Here is a 19,598-nt window from a genome sequence, read left to right on the forward strand (position 1 = left end):
TCCCTAGTCCAATGACTAAGAAGTTTTTCAATTGCTTGGCAACGTCCTACTCTTGCAGGGGCGCGAGCCCCAACTACCATGGGCGCTGGAGAGCTTAACTACTGTGTTCGGCATGGGAACAGGTGTGACCTCTCCGCTATCGCTACCAGACTCTGTATGATGATGTATAAGGGATATACCCTAAAAACTAGATAAGAGTGATGAAACAAGATCAAACAAAGTATATATAGTTAAGTCCTCGATCGATTAGTATTCGTCAGCTGCACATGTCACCATGCTTCCACCTCGAACCTATCTACCTCATCGTCTCTGAGGGATCTTACTCTATCGAATAGATGGGAAGTCTCATCTTGAGGGGGGCTTCATGCTTAGATGCTTTCAGCACTTATCCCTTCCACACGTAGCTACCCAGCGATGCTCCTGGCGGAACAACTGGTGCACCAGCGGTATGTCCATCCCGGTCCTCTCGTACTAAGGACAGCTCCTCTCAAACTTCCAACGCCCACGACGGATAGGGACCGAACTGTCTCACGACGTTCTGAACCCAGCTCGCGTACCGCTTTAATGGGCGAACAGCCCAACCCTTGGGACCGACTACAGCCCCAGGATGCGATGAGCCGACATCGAGGTGCCAAACCTCCCCGTCGATGTGGACTCTTGGGGGAGATAAGCCTGTTATCCCCGGGGTAGCTTTTATCCGTTGAGCGACGGCCCTTCCATTCGGTACCGCCGGATCACTAAGCCCGACTTTCGTCCCTGCTCGACTTGTAGGTCTCGCAGTCAAGCTCCCTTCTGCCTTTACACTCTACGAATGATTTCCAACCATTCTGAGGGAACCTTTGGGCGCCTCCGTTACATTTTGGGAGGCGACCGCCCCAGTCAAACTGCCCACCTGACACTGTCTCCGAACCGGATCACGGTTCTGGGTTAGAAGGTCAATACAGCCAGGGTGGTATCCCACCGGCGCCTCCACGTAAGCTAGCGCTCACGTTTCTCAGGCTCCCACCTATCCTGTACAAGCTGTACCAACATTCAATATCAGGCTACAGTAAAGCTCCACGGGGTCTTTCCGTCCTGTCGCGGGTAATGCGCATCTTCACGCATAGTATAATTTCACCGGGTCTCTCGTTGAGACAGTGCCCAAGTCGTTGCACCTTTCGTGCGGGTCGGAACTTACCCGACAAGGAATTTCGCTACCTTAGGACCGTTATAGTTACGGCCGCCGTTTACTGGGGCTTCGGTTCAACGCTTCGCTAATGCTAACGCATCCCCTTAACCTTCCAGCACCGGGCAGGTGTCAGCCCCTATACTTCGCCTTTCGGCTTCGCAGAGACCTGTGTTTTTGCTAAACAGTCGCTTGGGCCTTTTCACTGCGGCTCCTCCTTAAAGGAGCACCCCTTCTCCCGAAGTTACGGGGTCATTTTGCCGAGTTCCTTAACGAGAGTTCTCCCGATCACCTTAGGATTCTCTCCTCGCCTACCTGTGTCGGTTTGCGGTACGGGCACCCTTTTCCTTGCTAGAGGCTTTTCTTGGCAGCGTGAAATCCGGAACTTCGGTACTCTATTTCCCCTCCCGATCACAGCTCAAGCTTGCCAGACGGATTTGCCTATCTGACGCTCTTACTGCTTCGACGCACACATCCAATGGTGCGCATTCCTTATCCTTCTGCGTCCCCCCATCACTCAAACGGAATTGGGTGGTACAGGAATATCAACCTGTTGTCCATCGCCTACGCCTTTCGGCCTCGGCTTAGGCCCCGACTAACCCTGAGCGGACGAGCCTTCCTCAGGAAACCTTAGGCATTCGGTGAAGAAGATTCTCACTTCTTTTTTCGCTACTCATACCGGCATTCTCACTTCTAAGCGCTCCACCAGTCCTCACGGTCTGACTTCACTGCACTTAGAACGCTCTCCTACCATTGTTCGAAGAACAATCCGTAGCTTCGGTGATACGTTTAGCCCCGGTATATTTTCGGCGCAGCGTCACTCGACCAGTGAGCTATTACGCACTCTTTAAATGATGGCTGCTTCTAAGCCAACATCCTGGTTGTCTAAGCAACGCCACATCCTTTTCCACTTAACGTATACTTGGGGACCTTAGCTGACGGTCTGGGCTGTTTCCCTTTCGACTATGAACCTTATCACCCATAGTCTGACTCCCAAGGTAATATGATTGGCATTCGGAGTTTGACTGAATTCGGTAACCCGGTGAGGGCCCCTAGTCCAATCAGTGCTCTACCTCCAACATACATCCCTTGAGGCTAGCCCTAAAGCTATTTCGGAGAGAACCAGCTATCTCCGTGTTCGATTGGCATTTCACCCCTACCCACACCTCATCCCCGCATTTTTCAACATACGTGGGTTCGGGCCTCCAGTCAGTGTTACCTGACCTTCACCCTGGACATGGGTAGATCACACGGTTTCGGGTCTACGACCACCTACTATATCGCCCTATTCAGACTCGCTTTCGCTGCGGCTCCGTGTCTTCCACTTAACCTTGCAGGGGATCGTAACTCGCCGGTCCATTCTACAAAAGGTACGCCGTCACCCATGAAAGGGCTCCGACTACTTGTAGGCACACGGTTTCAGGATCTCTTTCACTCCCCTTCCGGGGTGCTTTTCACCTTTCCCTCACGGTACTGGTTCACTATCGGTCACTAGGTAGTATTTAGCCTTGGGAGATGGTCCTCCCGGATTCCGACGGAATTTCACGTGTTCCGCCGTACTCAGGATCCACTCCGGAGGAAACACACTTTCGACTACAGGGCTCTTACCTTCTGTCGCGGGTCGTTCCAGACCGCTTCGTCTAATGTGTTTCTTGATAACTCCAATGGAGTGTCCTACAACCCCAAAAAGCAAGCTTTTTGGTTTGGGCTAATTCCGTTTCGCTCGCCGCTACTCGGGAAATCGCGTTTGCTTTCTCTTCCTCCGGGTACTGAGATGTTTCAGTTCCCCGGGTCTGCCTCGTACATCCTATGAATTCAGATGTACGTTCTACTCCATGACGAGTAGAGGGTTTCCCCATTCGGAAATTCTCGGATCAATGCCTACGTACGGCTCCCCGAGACATATCGGTGTTTGTCCCGTCCTTCTTCGGCTCCTAGTGCCAAGGCATCCACCGTGCGCCCTTCTTCACTTAACTATACTTACAATACTTACTATGCTTAACGCATGAAAAAGTCGTTGGTTTTTGTTTGATGTCTTGTCATACTCTTATCTAGTTTTCAAGGTACATAATAGAGAGAGAATTGATCTCTCAAAACTGAACCAAACAACGCAGTATGTTTTTTTGCACCTTGTAAAAAAGGTGTTCCTTTAATCCTTAGAAAGGAGGTGATCCAGCCGCACCTTCCGATACGGCTACCTTGTTACGACTTCACCCCAATCATTGGCCCCACCTTCGGCGGCTGGCTCCAAAGGTTACCCCACCGACTTCGGGTGTTGCCAACTCTCGTGGTGTGACGGGCGGTGTGTACAAGGCCGGGAACGTATTCACCGTGGCATGCTGATCCACGATTACTAGCGATTCCGGCTTCATACAGGCGAGTTGCAGCCTGCAATCCGAACTGAGAATGGATTTATGGGATTTGCTAATGCGTTGCCGCTTCGCTGCCCTTTGTTCCATCCATTGTAGCACGTGTGTAGCCCAGGTCATAAGGGGCATGATGATTTGACGTCATCCCCACCTTCCTCCGGTTTGTCACCGGCAGTCACCTTAGAGTGCCCAACTTAATGCTGGCAACTAAGATCAAGGGTTGCGCTCGTTGCGGGACTTAACCCAACATCTCACGACACGAGCTGACGACAACCATGCACCACCTGTCATTCGGTCCCCGAAGGGAACTCCCTATCTCTAGGGACATCCGAAGATGTCAAGACCTGGTAAGGTTCTTCGCGTTGCTTCGAATTAAACCACATGCTCCACCGCTTGTGCGGGCCCCCGTCAATTCTTTTGAGTTTCAGCCTTGCGGCCGTACTCCCCAGGCGGAGTGCTTATTGCGTTAACTGCAGCACTAAGGGGCGGAAACCCCCTAACACCTAGCACTCATCGTTTACGGCGTGGACTACCAGGGTATCTAATCCTGTTCGCTCCCCACGCTTTCGCACCTCAGCGTCAGTTACAGACCAGAGAGCCGCCTTCGCCACTGGTGTTCCTCCACATATCTACGCATTTCACCGCTACACGTGGAATTCCGCTCTCCTCTTCTGCACTCAAGTTCCCCAGTTTCCAATGACCGCTTGCGGTTGAGCCGCAAGATTTCACATCAGACTTAAGAAACCGCCTACGCGCGCTTTACGCCCAATAATTCCGGACAACGCTTGCCCCCTACGTATTACCGCGGCTGCTGGCACGTAGTTAGCCGGGGCTTCCTCGATAGGTACCGTCAAGGTACCGCCCTATTTGAACGGTACTTGTTCTTCCCTAACAACAGAACTTTACGATCCGAAAACCTTCTTCGTTCACGCGGCGTTGCTCCGTCAGACTTTCGTCCATTGCGGAAGATTCCCTACTGCTGCCTCCCGTAGGAGTCTGGGCCGTGTCTCAGTCCCAGTGTGGCCGATCACCCTCTCAGGTCGGCTACGCATCGTTGCCTTGGTGAGCTCTTACCTCACCAACTAGCTAATGCGCCGCGGGCCCATCTGTAAGTGATAGCCAAAGGCCATCTTTCAACTTTCCTTCATGCGAAGAAAAGTATTATCCGGTATTAGCCCCGGTTTCCCGGAGTTATCCCAGTCTTACAGGCAGGTTGCCCACGTGTTACTCACCCGTCCGCCGCTCGTTCCACAAATATCACTCCGAAGAGATCTTTTTGCTTCCCGCGCTCGACTTGCATGTATTAGGCACGCCGCCAGCGTTCGTCCTGAGCCAAGATCAAACTCTCAATAAAGTTGACTTGCGCTCGCTTCTATAAGCTAGCTTGTTTCATGTTTAAAATCATACTGGTTGTTTTGTTCAGTTTTCAAAGATCAACGTCTTTTTGAAGCGACAAATAAATTATATCAAATGGTTATTTACCTGTCAACAACTTTTAAACTCTTTTAATGAGTCAACTTTTACAATGATACATACTATTCAATAAAAAGTCAATACTATTTCACCAACTTTATTATTTATAAGATTCCATCAAATTATACATAAAAATTGAATAGTTTACATTTGATTTTCTACAGAACACGAATGAACAAACCCGTTTCCAATAATAGAAACGGGTTTGTAGTTCTTATTTACCGAAGAAAAGCCTTTAATTTAGTTCGCAACAATATTCACTAACTTACCAGGTACTACAATTACTTTGCGAACAGTTTTTCCTTCAATACGTTCTTTGATAGACTCTTGTTCCAATGCTGTTTGTTCAATTTCATCTTTAGAGGCATTTTTATCAACCATTATCTTCGCACGAACTTTACCCATAATTTGAATAACTATCTCGACTTCGTTTTCCTCTAATTTAGATTCATCAAATGTAGGCCATGCATCATATGCTAATGTATCATCATGTCCAAGTAACTTCCAGATCTCCTCTGCTAAGTGTGGAGCTACTGGTGATAACAACTTCACAATCCCTTCAGCATACACTCGCGGAATTTCATCCGCTTTATATGCCTCATTAATAAATACCATCATTTGCGAAATCCCGGTATTAAAACGTAAATCCTCAAAATTTTGTGTTACTACTTTTACTGTCTCATGATAGATTTTTTCTAAATCATCAGAACGTTCTACTTCAGTTACTTTATTAGACAACTGATGATCGTCAGTTACAAACAATCGCCACACACGATCTAAGAATCGTCTTGCACCATCTAAACCATTCGTACTCCAAGCGACAGAAGCATCTAGTGGACCCATAAACATTTCATAAAGTCTTAAAGTATCCGCACCATGCGTAAGGACAATTTCGTCTGGGTTTACTACATTCCCTTTGGACTTACTCATTTTTTCATTATTTTCACCAAGAATCATACCTTGGTTAAACAGCTTTTGAAATGGTTCTTTAGTTGGGACAACACCGATATCAAATAAAAACTTATGCCAGAAACGCGCATACAACAAGTGTAATACAGCATGTTCAGCACCACCGATATAGACATCCACCGGTAACCATTCTTTTAATGTATCAAAGTCGGCAAGTTTTTCTGGATTATGCGGATCAACATAACGCAAGAAATACCAGCAACTTCCTGCCCATTGAGGCATCGTATTCGTTTCACGACGACCTTCCATTCCTGTTTCTGGATCTGTCACACGTACCCAATTCTCGATATTAGCGAGAGGTGATTCCCCTGTGCCAGAAGGTTTAATTTCAGATGTTTTCGGTAGCACTAATGGCAAGTCTTTCTCAGGAACTGCTGACATGGAGCCGTCTTCCCAATGGATAATCGGAATCGGTTCGCCCCAATAACGTTGACGACTAAATAACCAATCTCGAAGGCGATACGTTACTTTACGCTCTCCTACATTATTATCTTCTAACCAATCAATCGCCTTTGCGATAGCTTCTTCTTTATTTAAACCATTCAAAAAGTCAGAGTTAATGTGTGGGCCATCCCCTGTAAAAGCTTCTTCGTCTGTACTGCCACCTTCTAAGACAGGGATAATCTCAAGGTTGAATTTCTTAGCAAACTCATAATCACGCTCATCATGCGCAGGTACTGCCATGATAGCCCCAGATCCATATGTCATTAATACGTAATCAGCTACCCAAATAGGAAGTTTCTTACCGTTAATTGGATTAATCGCATAAGCTCCCGTAAATACACCAGTTTTATCTTTAGCAAGATCTGTACGTTCAAGGTCACTTTTTGTCTTCACTTTATCTAGATAAATTTCTACTTCATCCTGTTGCTCTGCCGAAACCACTTTGTTCACAAGTGGATGTTCTGGCGCTAACACAGCATACGTTGCACCAAATAAAGTATCAGGTCTCGTTGTGAAAACAGAAAATGACGCATCATGACCATCTATATTAAAGGTTACTTCAGCACCTTCTGAGCGACCAATCCAGTTTCGTTGCATGTCTTTAATACTTTCAGGCCAATCTAACTCATCTAAATCTTCCAATAAGCGCTCAGCATATGCAGTAATTTTTAGCATCCATTGCTTCATTGGCTTACGTTCAACCGGATGTCCGCCACGCTCACTTTTTCCATCTATTACTTCTTCATTAGCAAGCACGGTCCCCAATGCTGGGCACCAGTTTACGGGTACTTCATCGATATAAGCTAACCCTTTTTCATATAATTTCAAGAAAATCCATTGTGTCCATTTATAATAATTCGGATCGGTTGTATTAACTTCACGATCCCAGTCATAAGAAAAACCCAATTCTTGAATTTGTCTACGGAAAGTATTAATATTTTGTTCCGTAAAATCTGCCGGGTCATTTCCTGTATCTAAGGCATATTGCTCGGCTGGTAAACCAAACGCATCCCATCCAATTGGATGTAATACTTCATACCCTTGCATTCGCTTCATTCTTGATAAAATGTCTGTTGCTGTATAGCCTTCGGGGTGTCCAACATGCAACCCTGCACCTGACGGATAAGGGAACATGTCTAACGCATAAAACTTATCCTTATTCGACCTAGCATCCGTTGCAAAAGTTTTATTTTTCATCCAATAATTGCGCCATTTTTCTTCTATTTTCGTATGATCAAACGACATATTCTACTTCCTCCTTCGAACCTTTATGTAAATACGTAGACTAAAAACGTATGTTCTTAAACACAAAAAAATCCCCCTAATCCCACAATGGGACGAGAGAGATTCCCGCGGTACCACCCAACATTAGTGTTAAAATTAACACCCACTTAAAATCCTTAACGCGGACAACGACAAAAGCTACTATACTGTTCACTTTTATAACATCTGAGGCGAGTTCGTAACAAGATAGGGATGACTCGCACCAAACGTCACCTCTCTTAGCCTAATCTTCTTACTACTATTCCTCTTCATCGTCATTTATATGATCTGTTGATACATTATCTGTTATACTTTATGATAGTTTAAAGAAATGTCTGAATTTTGTCAAGAGTCTCTTGACTACCAGATATAAACCTTTGCTTCGTGTGGTTGTAAAATCATGGTTTCAGATAACTCTTCACCTTTCATATTTGTTAATACCAGTTTAGGTGAATTTTCTAGAACATGTACAGGAATGCTTACTTCAGCCTCCGTACCAAACAGGTTCGTTAAAATAAATGCACCATGATCCCCATGGTTACGTGAATAGGCATATACTTGATCATGATTAGCTAATTCGAGTTCATAGCTACCATATACGAAAACATCATATTGCTTTCGAGCAGCAATCATTTTTTTGTAAAAATTCAAAATAGAAGTTGGATCTTCTTTCTGGGCTGCAACATTGATTTCCTTGTAGTTTGGATTTATTTTCAACCATGGTATTCCAGTTGAAAACCCTCCGTTTGTATCATCATTCCATTGCATAGGTGTTCTAGAATTATCTCGACCACTCTTCCATATCTTTCTCATAATTTCTTCGTGTGATTTACCTTCAGCAATCTCGTTACGATACATATTCTTGATCGCTACATCATTATAATCATCAATTGAATTAAATTGTACATTTGTCATCCCGATTTCTTGCCCTTGATAAATGAAAGGCGTGCCTTGCATAAAGAAAAACATAGTAGCTAAACATTTCGCCGACTGCACGTGATATTCGTCGTCATTTCCCCAAGTCGAAACCGAACGAGCCTGATCATGATTTTCTAAAAAAAGCGCATTCCATCCTACACCTTCCAAGCCTTTCTGCCACTTAGTAATGGTCTTTTTTAATCTGTGGATATCCATACCACCTTCTTCACTCATATCCCACAGTCCTAAGTGCTCAAATTGAAAAATCATATCAAAGTACCCTTCCTCTTCACCGACCCATTGTTCAGCATCTTCTACTGTTACACCATTCGCTTCACCAACCGTCATAATATCATAATTATGAATGGTTGCTTTCGCAAATTCTTTTAAAAACTGATCAATTCCAGGTCGATTCATGTGGCCGTCGAAAGAAGGTACATATTTTTTATTTTCGGGGTTTGGCATATCAGGAAACCCTGTTACTTTTTTTATATGAGAAATCGCGTCCACTCTGAAACCATCTATCCCTTTATTTAGCCACCAATTTACCATAGAATAAAGATCACGTCTGACATCTGGGTTTTCCCAATTTAAATCAGGTTGTTTCGTAGAAAATACATGCATGTAATATTCACTTGTTTTCTCATCGTATTGCCATGCAGAACCACCAAAAATAGATTCCCAGTTATTCGGCACTTCACCATCTTTTCCAGGGTGCCATATATAATAATCACGATATGGATTGTCTCTAGATGACCGGGACTCAATAAACCATTTATGTTCATCCGAAGTATGATTTATCACTAAATCCATAATCAACTTCATATCACGGTTATGTACTTCATCTAGAAGTAGATCGAAATCTTTCATTGTTCCAAAGTCATCCATAATCTCTTTATAGTCACTGATATCGTATCCATTATCATCATTTGGTGATTGATAGATAGGACTGATCCAAATCACATCGATACCAAGATCTTTTAAATAATCAAGTTTTGAAACAACACCTTGTAAATCCCCAATTCCGTCTCCGTTCGAGTCCATAAAACTGCGTGGGTAAATTTGATATGCTATTGCTTCTTTCCACCATTTTCTGTTCATAAAATAACCCCCTCTAATATATACGATAGGTCTCTTTGCTGCTTCCTATTTCTCTTTGAGTAATGAGCAAGAAACTTCTAAGTTCTCTATATGATTACGCGCAAGCGATTGCATACATATAATATTATCATGTAATAAGTTTCTGTCAATAGCATTTAATGAATATGATGTTATACTGCATACACAAAGCAATCGTTTGCATATTTGAAAACTTGTTCACCCTCCCCAGAATACATTCGCTCTATTATTAACACCCGTATCCTTTCATATAGACTTGATGCCAAAAAAGAGTACCCTGAATGGATACCCTTCTACGCTTTTTGTTTTTCTTTATCTTTTTTAATTTGTTTACTACGAAGTTGGCCACAAGCTGCATCAATATCTGTACCATGTTCAACACGGACGCCACAGTTGATACCATTTTCTAATAATACTTGATAAAAATCTAAAATTGCCTTCTTCTCACTTCTATCATATTGATTATGTTCATCAACAGGGTTATATGGAATTAAATTCACATAGGATAAATGTCGCTTGTCTTTTAATAAGGATGCTAACTGTTTTGCTTCTTCTTTATGGTCATTTACATCTTTTAGCAAAATATATTCAAATGTAATCCTGCGATTGGTTTTTTCTAAATAATAATCAATTGCTGGCATTAATTTTTCTAATGGAAAAGCTTTATTGATTTTCATAATTCTTGTTCGTAATTCATTATTTGGTGCATGTAATGAAAGTGCCAGATTCACTTGTAAATTTTCATCTGCAAAATCATACATTCGTTTTGCTAAACCACTGGTTGAAACGGTAATATGTCGTGCTCCAATAGAAAGCCCTTCTTGATCGTTTACGATTCTTAAAAAGTCCATGGTATTGTCGTAATTATCGAATGGTTCCCCAATACCCATAACAACGATATGACTGACACGTTCGTCTTTGCCTTTTGCATCTAGATGTTTTTGCACCTTCATAATCTGCTCTACGATTTCGCCGGCAGAAAGATCACGGTTCTTCGTTAATAAACCACTCGCACAAAATGAACAGCCGATATTACAGCCAACTTGTGTCGTAACACAGACAGAATAACCATAACTAAATTTCATTAATACCGTCTCAATTAAATTACCATCGGAAAGCTTAAACAAAAATTTAATCGTCCCATCCGTCGATTCTTGTTTTATTTCTTGTTCTAATGTACCTAAATAAAAGTTTTCTTCTAATACCAATTGACAATCTGTATTTAAATTATACATTTCTGCAAATGTATTCACTCTCTTTTTATATAACCAATTCCAAACTTGTTTGGCACGGAATTTCTTTTGACCATGTTCTATTAACCATTCTTGAAGTTGATCAAATGTCAATGAATAAATCGAGCTTTTCATCTGAATCCCTCATTTCCATAATAGCTCTTGTTTCCATCAATACATCATACTAAATTTCCTAAGTAATAACAAGATCATTTTTGTCTGGCAAGATTTATGTATTGTTACTATATACGTTTACGTTACGTGATAAACATCACGGATGACGAGTTAAAAGCACATTACAATAAAATGAAAAAGGTAAAGGGATGAATTCACAATGCAACGAAAACATAAAGCTGTCCGTGCTGGATCCTATTTTACACAATCATTAAAAAATATCGGAGTGGACACCGTATTTGGGTCCGTATTTCAGTCACTATTGTTTAAATATGACAAAGATATCTTACACCAACAATTAACACATGAGCAATCCATTATTCATGCAGCAGATGGTTACGCTCGTTCTACAGGCAAAACTGGTGTTGCTTTTATCACAACGGATTTCGGTATTACCAATGCGATAACTGGTATAGCAACTGCCCAATTAGATAGCGTACCACTTTTAGTCTTTATTCAAAAAACAAATTCGAAAGATGAGTGCCTTGACATCGCAACATTGACCAAACCAATAAGTAAACATTACTTTCAGATCGAACATCCTGAAGACTTTCCATCTATTATCAAGGCAGCAGGTCAAATTGCAAGTACTGGCCGGAAAGGTACAGTTATTATCGAATTCTCCAATCAGCAAGTAGAACAGTTCGATTCACAACCCATTCATTATCGAGAGCTATACACTACCGAGAAAGGACTTCCGTCCATCCCTCTGCCACAACTTAATAAAGCAGTTCAGCAAATTAAAAGAGCTCGAAAACCGCTTTTATTAATTGGTGGTGGTGTGATCAGTTCAGGTTCCTATCACATTCTCGAAACGCTTATAAGTCAAACAAACATCCCTTTTACAAGCACATTAATGGGATTAGGTGCCATCGATGTTAATCATCCGCTTCATTTAGGTATGGTAGGCATGCACGGAACATTCGCTGCTAATCGTGCTGTACATCGTTGTGATGTACTTATTTGCTTAGGAGTGCGCTTTAGTGATCGAATTACAGGTAAAGCGAAAGGCTTTTCACCTCATTCCATTAAAATCCAAGTAGATATAGATCCAGCCGAAGTGAACAAGAACATTCAGGTTGATATACCAATTATTAGTGATATTAAACCCGTATTAACTGCTATGATGAGTCAATTAAATAACTATGATTCAGAACATTGGACTGAAGAAGTAGTGAATTGGAGAAAAAGCTCACCACAGTTTTCATCTTCTACCAGCAAGTTAAAACCCGATGATATTATCCGTATAATAGACCAATATGCTGGTAAAAATACAATTGTAGCCACTGATGTAGGTCAGCATCAAATGTGGACCGCACTGCATTTTCCATTTCGCCGCCCTCGACAATTGCTAACTTCTGGCGGTTTTGGAACAATGGGTTATGGATTACCAGCTGCAATAGGCGCTGCAGTAGGGAAAAAAGAGCAAACAATTGTATGTTTCACTGGTGATGGCAGTATTCAAATGAATATTCAGGAGCTTTATCATGTTGCACGTCATAACCTAAATATAAAAATAATTATTTTGCGGAACGGGTATTTAGGTATGGTACGACAATGGCAGCAACTATTTTATAAAAATAAATATTCTCAGGTAAAAATTAGTTCTCCTGATTTTCTAACATTTGCAGACAGTTTTGGTGTCAAAGGATATCGAGCTTCGAATAAAACAGAAGCAAAGAAAATTATTAGGAAAGCTTTTGCGTCTATGCAGCCGGCGGTATTAGATTTTATTATTGAAGAAGAAGTAAATGTCTATCCTATTGTGCCACCTGGTGGAAATAATACAGATGCAATAGATGGAAATCTAGATCAAATGAAAAGAAGAAAACAAAACCATAATTAATTTTAACATTGACTTGCAATTTGAATTTTAACTTGCTATAATTGCCTTAGCTATTTTGTTCGATGACACCTTCAAGTATCGTAACGTTAAGTTTTCGTTTTGAGGCAAGAGCAAGAATAGTAATACAATTGTGTGAACGGTTCACACTAGGAGGAAAAGAAATATGGTACAAGGTACAGTAAAATGGTTTAACGCAGACAAAGGTTTTGGATTTATCGAAGTAGAAGGACAAGACGACGTATTCGTACACTTCTCTGCTATCCAAGGCGAAGGCTTTAAGACACTTGAAGAAGGTCAAAGCGTAACTTTCGATATCGAAGAAGGTAATCGTGGACCACAAGCAGCTAACGTAGTAAAAAACTAATTTAGCGCTTAACAGAAAAAACGCTTATGCTTTTTAGCATAAGCGTTTTTTTATCGTTAAGAAATTAACTCCTTCAGTATGACTACATGATTATAATCTTGCTCCCTCGCGGCATACACTAATGTTATGTTATGCTCATGGTGTTTATAATAGGTCCTTAATTGATCTAACGCTTCCCTTTTTGCTGGATCATTCCTTAATTCTTTTATGTACAATTGTTTAAACTGCTCAAATTTAGCACGGTCATGCTGAAACCATTTCCTTAACTTAGGAGAAGGACCAATTTCTTTTAACCATACATCTATCTGCGCCCTATCCTTTGATACCCCTCGAGGCCAAACCCGATCAACAAGTATTCGAAAACCGTCATCTTCCCTTACTTCGTCATAAACACGCTTTAAATGAATGGATAACACCCCCTAAGCAAAATATTAGACCTCTCCTATTTTTGAGCGTATCATTTCTTACATGCTCAAGTAAATAAGGAGTGATCACATGGACAATATTTTTTCCAATGTTACATTTTCAATATTAGACTTAGCACCTGTCTTGCATGGACATGATGCTTCTTTATCTTTTCAAAATAGTGCAGACTTAGCACAGCACGCAGAAAAATTAGGATACCACCGCTATTGGTTGGCAGAACATCATAATATGCCTGGTATTGCCAGTTCTGCTACATCACTCGCTATCAGTCATATAGCTAGTCACACAGATAAAATCCGCGTAGGTGCAGGGGGTATTATGCTTCCCAATCATGCACCGTTAGTTATTGCCGAGCAATTTGGAACGCTCGATGCATTATATCCGGAAAGAATTGATTTAGGCTTAGGACGTGCGCCTGGGAGTGATCAAGCAACTGCTTATGCTCTAAGACGCACCTTAAACAGTAGTCCGGAAGATTTTCCACATCAAGTAGAAGAATTAGAATCCTATTTTGCTGGTACAGCTAGAGTAAAAGCAGTACCTGGTAAAGACGCAAACGTGCCATTATGGTTACTCGGTTCAAGTGACTTTAGTGCTCGCCTAGCTGCAGAAAAAGGACTGCCTTTTGCATTCGCAAGCCATTTTTCACCTGATTATACATTACCGGCATTACGCTTATATCGAGATCGTTTTACACCATCGAATCAACTTAGTAAGCCAAATGCAATGGTTGGTGTAAACATTATCGCAGCTGAAACGACTGAAAAAGCAAAATGGTTAGCAACTTCCCAACAACAGCAATTCTTGTCAATGGTACGTGGAGAACCTTCCCAACTAATGCCGCCGATTGATGATATTGAACAAGAATGGACCATCTATGAAAAAGCATCTGTTGAAAAATCAGTCAATAGCAAATCAACTATTATCGGAGATAAAGATGTGGTGAGAGATAAATTAGCAACATTTATCGAAGAAACAGATGCAGATGAAGTGATTATTAATTCGCAAATTTATGATCATGAAGAACGTAAAAATTCTTACCAAATCGTATCTGATATTGTTCATATTTAATTCTTAATAGCACTACACACGTTCCTCTATTTTATGGAACGTGTGTAGTCTTTTTTGAATACTTATGCTTTGGGTAAAGAATGTTATTTTATTTTTCGCGAAGTTTATTCAACAAATCTTTATTTACCCTTAGTAGATTTGTAATTAATCTCTGTATGTTCAAAGTCTATTTTTTAATCGGTAACCATGCTAATACTTCTTTGATTTTTTCATCCCAATATCCCCAATCGTGAGTTCCTCTTGAGAAAGTATGTAGAAGAGGAAGATTATTCTCTTCTGCAAATTGATGAAATTTCTGATTATCCTCCCATAAATAATCCTCTGTACCACAAGCTAGAAATAATTGCGGTAGTTCTTGACCACTCGCCAGCAAATTTTGCACAACAGCAAATAGATCATGATCAGTCCCGTTAAGGTCTTGGGCGCCATAAACTTGATAAATTGCATTGCCTACCGGATCTTCTTCTTCCCTAGTTTTTTTAACATGTGTGGCTATATCTAATACACCGGATAAGCTGGCTGCTGCAGCAAATTGCTCCGGTTTACGCAGCGCCCATTTAAAAGCACCATAACCTCCCATGGATAAGCCTGCAACGAAATTATCTTCTCTCTTTGTTGATAACGGAAAAAAAGAACGAGCAATTCGTGGTAATTCATTAGAAATAAACTTCCAATACTTTTTACCGTATTGCATATCTGCGTAAAAACTATGATCAACTTGAGGCATGACGACGGCAATTCCATATTCAGCTGCATATCTTTCAATCGATGTACGTCTTGACCAGATCGTATGATCATCACTAAAGCCATGTAACAAATACAAAACAGGTATTTTGCCATCTGACCGATTATTTTTAAGCCCAATTTGACTAGTTGTTTCTTCCGGTAAAATCACTGTCATGGATGTACTGATTGTTAATACTTCCGAAAAAAAATCGCATTTGATTAGTGCCATAAAACCCCTCCTTAATTGATTGCGCCATAAATGACATTTCGAATTCTTGGCTGATGATAAGCCTCAAAGTTTGGTAACATTTGCTGCATATAAACAGCAGATATTTTTTCTGTCGGGTCGATAAATACATATGTACCAGCCAAGCCTGACCAGCCAAACTCACCAATGGAACTGTTACTTCCGCCTTTTGTCTGATCGATCATGACTCGTACGCCTAAGCCATAACCATAACCATTTTCATCATTCCAGCCTAATTCTCGTAGTAATTCATTCGGTAAATGGTTTTGAGCCATTAACTCAATCGAATACTTACTTAAAATAGTTACATCATCCATTGTTCCACCTAATGCTAAACAATGAGCAAATTGATGATAATCTGCCAGTGTTGAATGAAGCCCTGCACCACCACTTTCAAATACTGCGATCGGTTCAGCATCACTATCTAGCCACGTATTCTCTACTAATTCACCGGTATCTTTACGATCATATAATGTTGCTAGTCGGTGTTTTTTGGCCAAAGGGATTTTAAAAAAAGTATCATTCATGCCTAACGGTCGGAATATATTTTCAGCCAAATATTCCCCAAATGACATACCACTTACTTCTTCAATTAGTGCTCCAAGCACATCGTGACTAAGACCATATTTCCAATGTGTACCTGGATGAAATTCTAAAGGATTATCACTTAGTTTTTTAGCCAATAACCGCAGTTTGGACATCTCAGCAGAACTCTCTTCATCTCTAACTTCTGCCATCACTTTACTCGTCAGTCTCTCTACTTCTGTTTGTTTGCCACCGTATGTTAATCCAGAAGTCATCGTAAACAAATCCTTGATCGTGATTTCCTGATTTGCTTTAACCAGTTGTCCATTCTCAAATACATGCATATCTTTAAATTCTGGTAGATAAGCAGAGAGTGGGTCAGTCAACAAAATCTTTCCCCGTTCAAAAAGTTGTAGCCCTGCTACACACGTTACTACTTTAGACATAGAGTAAATACGATAAAGCGTTTTGTCATTAATCTCTTTTTGCTTATTTAAATCCGCATACCCAACATAATTTTCGTAGATAGATAGTTTTTCTTTTTTGACAGATAACGCTACACCTGCTGGTCCTTTATCTCTAAAATCCTTCAGTAAATCATCTAATCGATTCTTTAACATAAGCATCACCCCTATCTTGTTATCGCTTTCTTTATTTTACCACAATAGTTAATGATTTGCTTTTTCAAACATATTGGCTAAATTCTGATACAATAGAAACACATTAGGAAAAAGGACGGAAAATCATGGCAGAAAAACTTACGAAACGACCACTGGTACTGGCTTCCCTTGTTTCATCCATGTTTATGGCTGCAATTGAAGGAACAATTATCGCAACTGCAATGCCAAATATTGTGGCTGATTTGGGCGGTTTTTCTTTATACAGTTGGGTATTTTCAAGTTTCTTATTAATGCAAGCTGTTACTACAATGATATATGGAAAATTAGCTGATCTGTTTGGAAGAAAACCTATTTTCATTATTGGAGTCATTATCTTTTTACTTGGGTCGATTCTTTGTGGACTTGCACCTACCATGGGTGCACTGATCGTATTTCGTCTGATTCAGGGACTTGGAGCAGGTGCGATTCAACCGATTGTTACTACTATTGTAGGGGATATGTATACCGTGGAAGAAAGAGCAAAGGTCCAAGGATACTTAGCCAGTGTATGGGGGATCTCATCTGTGATAGGTCCATTACTTGGAGGAATTATTGTTCAATTTATTGATTGGGCATGGATCTTCTGGATGAATATACCGATTGGAATTATCGGTCTAATAGGGGTTATTATCTTTTTCCACGAAGAAGTTGATACAGAGAGAAAATCCATTGATTATCTTGGTTCCAGTTTATTTTTTATCGCTATCTCCTGCTTGATTATTGTTTTTGTACAGGCTGGAACGAGCTGGGCTTGGATATCACCTGAAAGCATTAGTTTGTTACTTATTTTTGTAATCTGTACGGCCATCTTTCTATGGCATGAACAAAAAGCTACCTCACCCATGATGCCACTTGCTTTATGGAAAAATAAGTTGATTGTAATTGCGAATATCGCAACTTTGCTTTCCGGGATGATAACCCTCGGACTTTCTAGTTTTCTTCCTACTTATGTTCAAGGAGTTATGGGTGAATCTGCAATTGTTGCTGGTTTTACGTTAAGTACTTTATCAATTGGATGGCCAATTTCTGCAACGCTTGCTGGACATCTTGTATTACGAATAGGGTTCCGATTAACAGCATTTGCAGGCGGATTTGCTTTATTTCTCGGTACTTTTTTATTCTTTCTATTAGATGCAGATAAAGGACCAATCTATGCAGGTATCAGCTCATTTATCGTTGGTGTCGGAATGGGGTTATCTTCCACAACCTTTATCGTCTCGATCCAAAATACTGTCTCTTGGTACGAAAGAGGGGTGGCGACATCCCTTAATATGTTTATGCGGATTATTGGTAGTGCGGTCGGCGCGGCTTTTCTTGGTGGAATATTAAATATGCGATTAAATCATTTCTACCAGCAAAGTGGGGAAGATCTTGAAATTGCCAATACAGATATGTTGTTAGATGAAGGAATGCGAGAAACGATTTCTCCTGAAACATTGGCATCAATGCAGGATGGTTTAACCTATGCTTTGCACACTGTATACACTGGATTATTTATGATTGGAACTTTAACCTTTGTCATTCTATGGTTCTTTCCAAAAGTAACAATCGAAAAGTAAAACAGAAAATAAAGTATCTTAGTATCTTAAGAATTGAAAAAGTATACAAGTGTTTCTGCTAAATGAAACACTTGTATACTTTAGTCTGTTTTATTTTCTGCAACTGGGCAAGCGAGACTATTCAAACAGCATTGTATAACAATATGTTAAAAGGTCCCAAATACGCTAGGACAATCTGCTTCTGTTGGATTATAAAAACAATGGCTCTTAAAACGTCCTACATTCCATTGTCCAAACCATTGTGCCGGACAACTTCCTTCAGGTTCAAAAAACCATAAGGCATAACTTGCCGGATGATTACGTTCTCCATTGATTGACTTTCTTGCTAAACGTATATCTTTTTCTCTTGCCCTTTGGTAAAAGTATCCCTTTTGTGTTGCTTCAAAACCTCCTGGACTTTGGTATACCATTCGATTGACCGAATTAATATCTTCAAAATCCAAGCAACGAGCTTTCACTCGATTTACACCAACGTTGCCAACCATTAACATACCAAGTTGACCGTCACCTTCTGCTTCTGCTCTCATTAATCGCGCTAATAGTTTCACATCTGCCTCATTACTTTTTATTACAGCCATTCTCATTCCTCCTCTATTCCCTTTATATTCAAGCAAATAAAAAGATTGAATGTCCAAATATAGAATCAATAATGTAACCTTTCATTATATGGTATACTTTACTCAGGAGGTGCTTTGTTATGAAACTTAGTAATTTCATCTTACACAAGGATATCTTATTAATTCATGCTGATATTAATGGAAATGATTATATATTTACAGTAAGGTGGAGAACTCTCGAAAACAAAAAAGGTGGAGAATGGGAACTTAAATCCTATCTAAACAACTCAAATGGTAAAAAAGATTTGTCAGAAAAACAGCTCCAACAATTTATTGATCGGATAAATCCACAATGGGATTGGGAAAAAGATCAAGAACAAATTATGAATGTTATCAAAAATGACTAGTTATGCTAAGCATAACTAGTCATTTTATCCAAAGAAGGTAAGAAAGCTTAATTCAAAGGTGTCTTACTCCAACGTCAGAGCTTTT

At 40.7% G+C, this 19,598-nt stretch carries 12 protein-coding genes, 3 rRNA genes and 1 other annotated feature; of the genes, 5 read left to right on the forward strand and 10 right to left on the reverse strand.

Annotation, left to right across the window (positions count from 1 at the left end):
- Window positions 1-33: 33 nt before the first annotated feature.
- The 6 genes from rrf to rlmN form a co-directional block, all read right to left on the reverse strand.
- Window positions 34-150, reverse strand: a 5S ribosomal RNA gene (gene rrf / locus GI584_RS15530).
- 76 nt (window positions 151-226) lie between these two features.
- Window positions 227-3,141 (reverse strand): 23S ribosomal RNA (locus tag GI584_RS15535).
- A gap of 184 nt (window positions 3,142-3,325) precedes the next feature.
- Window positions 3,326-4,888: ribosomal RNA gene (locus tag GI584_RS15540) — 16S ribosomal RNA — on the reverse strand.
- Together the 16S, 23S and 5S rRNA genes form the textbook arrangement of a ribosomal RNA operon.
- Before the next feature lie 359 nt (window positions 4,889-5,247).
- Window positions 5,248-7,665 (reverse strand): leucine--tRNA ligase, encoded by a 2,418-nt coding sequence (gene leuS, locus GI584_RS15545; RefSeq protein WP_153791772.1) that lies wholly within the window; start codon window positions 7,663-7,665, stop codon window positions 5,248-5,250.
- Between the two features lie 85 nt (window positions 7,666-7,750).
- Window positions 7,751-7,965: a binding site (T-box leader), on the reverse strand.
- Window positions 7,966-8,043: 78 nt separating this feature from the next.
- Complete coding sequence (locus GI584_RS15550) at window positions 8,044-9,702, reverse strand: glycoside hydrolase family 13 protein (RefSeq protein WP_153791773.1); 1,659 nt, start codon at window positions 9,700-9,702, stop codon at window positions 8,044-8,046.
- A gap of 311 nt (window positions 9,703-10,013) precedes the next feature.
- Window positions 10,014-11,087 (reverse strand): dual-specificity RNA methyltransferase RlmN, encoded by a 1,074-nt coding sequence (gene rlmN / locus GI584_RS15555; protein ID WP_153791774.1) that lies wholly within the window; start codon window positions 11,085-11,087, stop codon window positions 10,014-10,016.
- Window positions 11,088-11,286: 199 nt separating this feature from the next.
- Here rlmN and ilvB point away from each other — a divergent pair, with 199 nt between their 5' ends.
- Both ilvB and GI584_RS15565 read left to right on the forward strand, forming a co-directional pair.
- A complete protein-coding gene (gene ilvB / locus GI584_RS15560; RefSeq protein WP_153791775.1) occupies window positions 11,287-12,972 on the forward strand; it encodes a biosynthetic-type acetolactate synthase large subunit in 1,686 nt (561 codons plus the stop codon).
- 163 nt (window positions 12,973-13,135) lie between these two features.
- A complete protein-coding gene (locus GI584_RS15565; RefSeq protein WP_018934369.1) occupies window positions 13,136-13,336 on the forward strand; it encodes a cold-shock protein in 201 nt (66 codons plus the stop codon).
- Between the two features lie 56 nt (window positions 13,337-13,392).
- On the opposite strand, the gene GI584_RS15570 is transcribed toward GI584_RS15565, so the two are convergent.
- Window positions 13,393-13,752, reverse strand: a complete 360-nt coding sequence (locus tag GI584_RS15570; RefSeq protein WP_153791776.1) for a DUF488 domain-containing protein — start codon at window positions 13,750-13,752, stop codon at window positions 13,393-13,395.
- A 79-nt stretch (window positions 13,753-13,831) separates the two neighbouring features.
- On the opposite strand from GI584_RS15570, the gene GI584_RS15575 reads away from it, so the two are divergent.
- A complete protein-coding gene (locus GI584_RS15575; protein WP_100359856.1) occupies window positions 13,832-14,833 on the forward strand; it encodes an LLM class flavin-dependent oxidoreductase in 1,002 nt (333 codons plus the stop codon).
- 166 nt (window positions 14,834-14,999) lie between these two features.
- Here the strand turns inward: GI584_RS15575 and GI584_RS15580 are convergent, their stop codons facing one another.
- Together GI584_RS15580 and GI584_RS15585 are read right to left on the reverse strand one after the other, a co-directional pair.
- The gene (locus GI584_RS15580; protein WP_153791777.1) at window positions 15,000-15,788 is read right to left on the reverse strand and encodes an alpha/beta hydrolase; all 789 of its coding nucleotides are present in this window, start codon (window positions 15,786-15,788) and stop codon (window positions 15,000-15,002) included.
- Between the two features lie 11 nt (window positions 15,789-15,799).
- The gene (locus tag GI584_RS15585; RefSeq protein WP_153791778.1) at window positions 15,800-16,951 is read right to left on the reverse strand and encodes a serine hydrolase domain-containing protein; all 1,152 of its coding nucleotides are present in this window, start codon (window positions 16,949-16,951) and stop codon (window positions 15,800-15,802) included.
- A 125-nt stretch (window positions 16,952-17,076) separates the two neighbouring features.
- Between GI584_RS15585 and GI584_RS15590 the strand changes: the two genes are divergently transcribed.
- Complete coding sequence (locus GI584_RS15590) at window positions 17,077-18,549, forward strand: MDR family MFS transporter (RefSeq protein WP_153791779.1); 1,473 nt, start codon at window positions 17,077-17,079, stop codon at window positions 18,547-18,549.
- Window positions 18,550-18,695: 146 nt separating this feature from the next.
- Here GI584_RS15590 and GI584_RS15595 read toward each other — a convergent pair whose 3' ends face one another.
- On the reverse strand, window positions 18,696-19,127 hold the full coding sequence (locus tag GI584_RS15595) for a cell wall hydrolase (RefSeq protein ID WP_100359852.1): 432 nt from the start codon (window positions 19,125-19,127) through the stop codon (window positions 18,696-18,698).
- 119 nt (window positions 19,128-19,246) lie between these two features.
- Between GI584_RS15595 and GI584_RS15600 the strand changes: the two genes are divergently transcribed.
- Window positions 19,247-19,513 (forward strand): hypothetical protein, encoded by a 267-nt coding sequence (locus GI584_RS15600; protein WP_100359851.1) that lies wholly within the window; start codon window positions 19,247-19,249, stop codon window positions 19,511-19,513.
- The last annotated feature ends 85 nt before the right edge of the window (window positions 19,514-19,598 follow it).

Origin of the sequence: Gracilibacillus salitolerans, from assembly GCF_009650095.1 — a bacterium.
GTDB classification, from domain to species: Bacteria; Bacillota; Bacilli; order Bacillales; family Amphibacillaceae; genus Gracilibacillus; species Gracilibacillus salitolerans.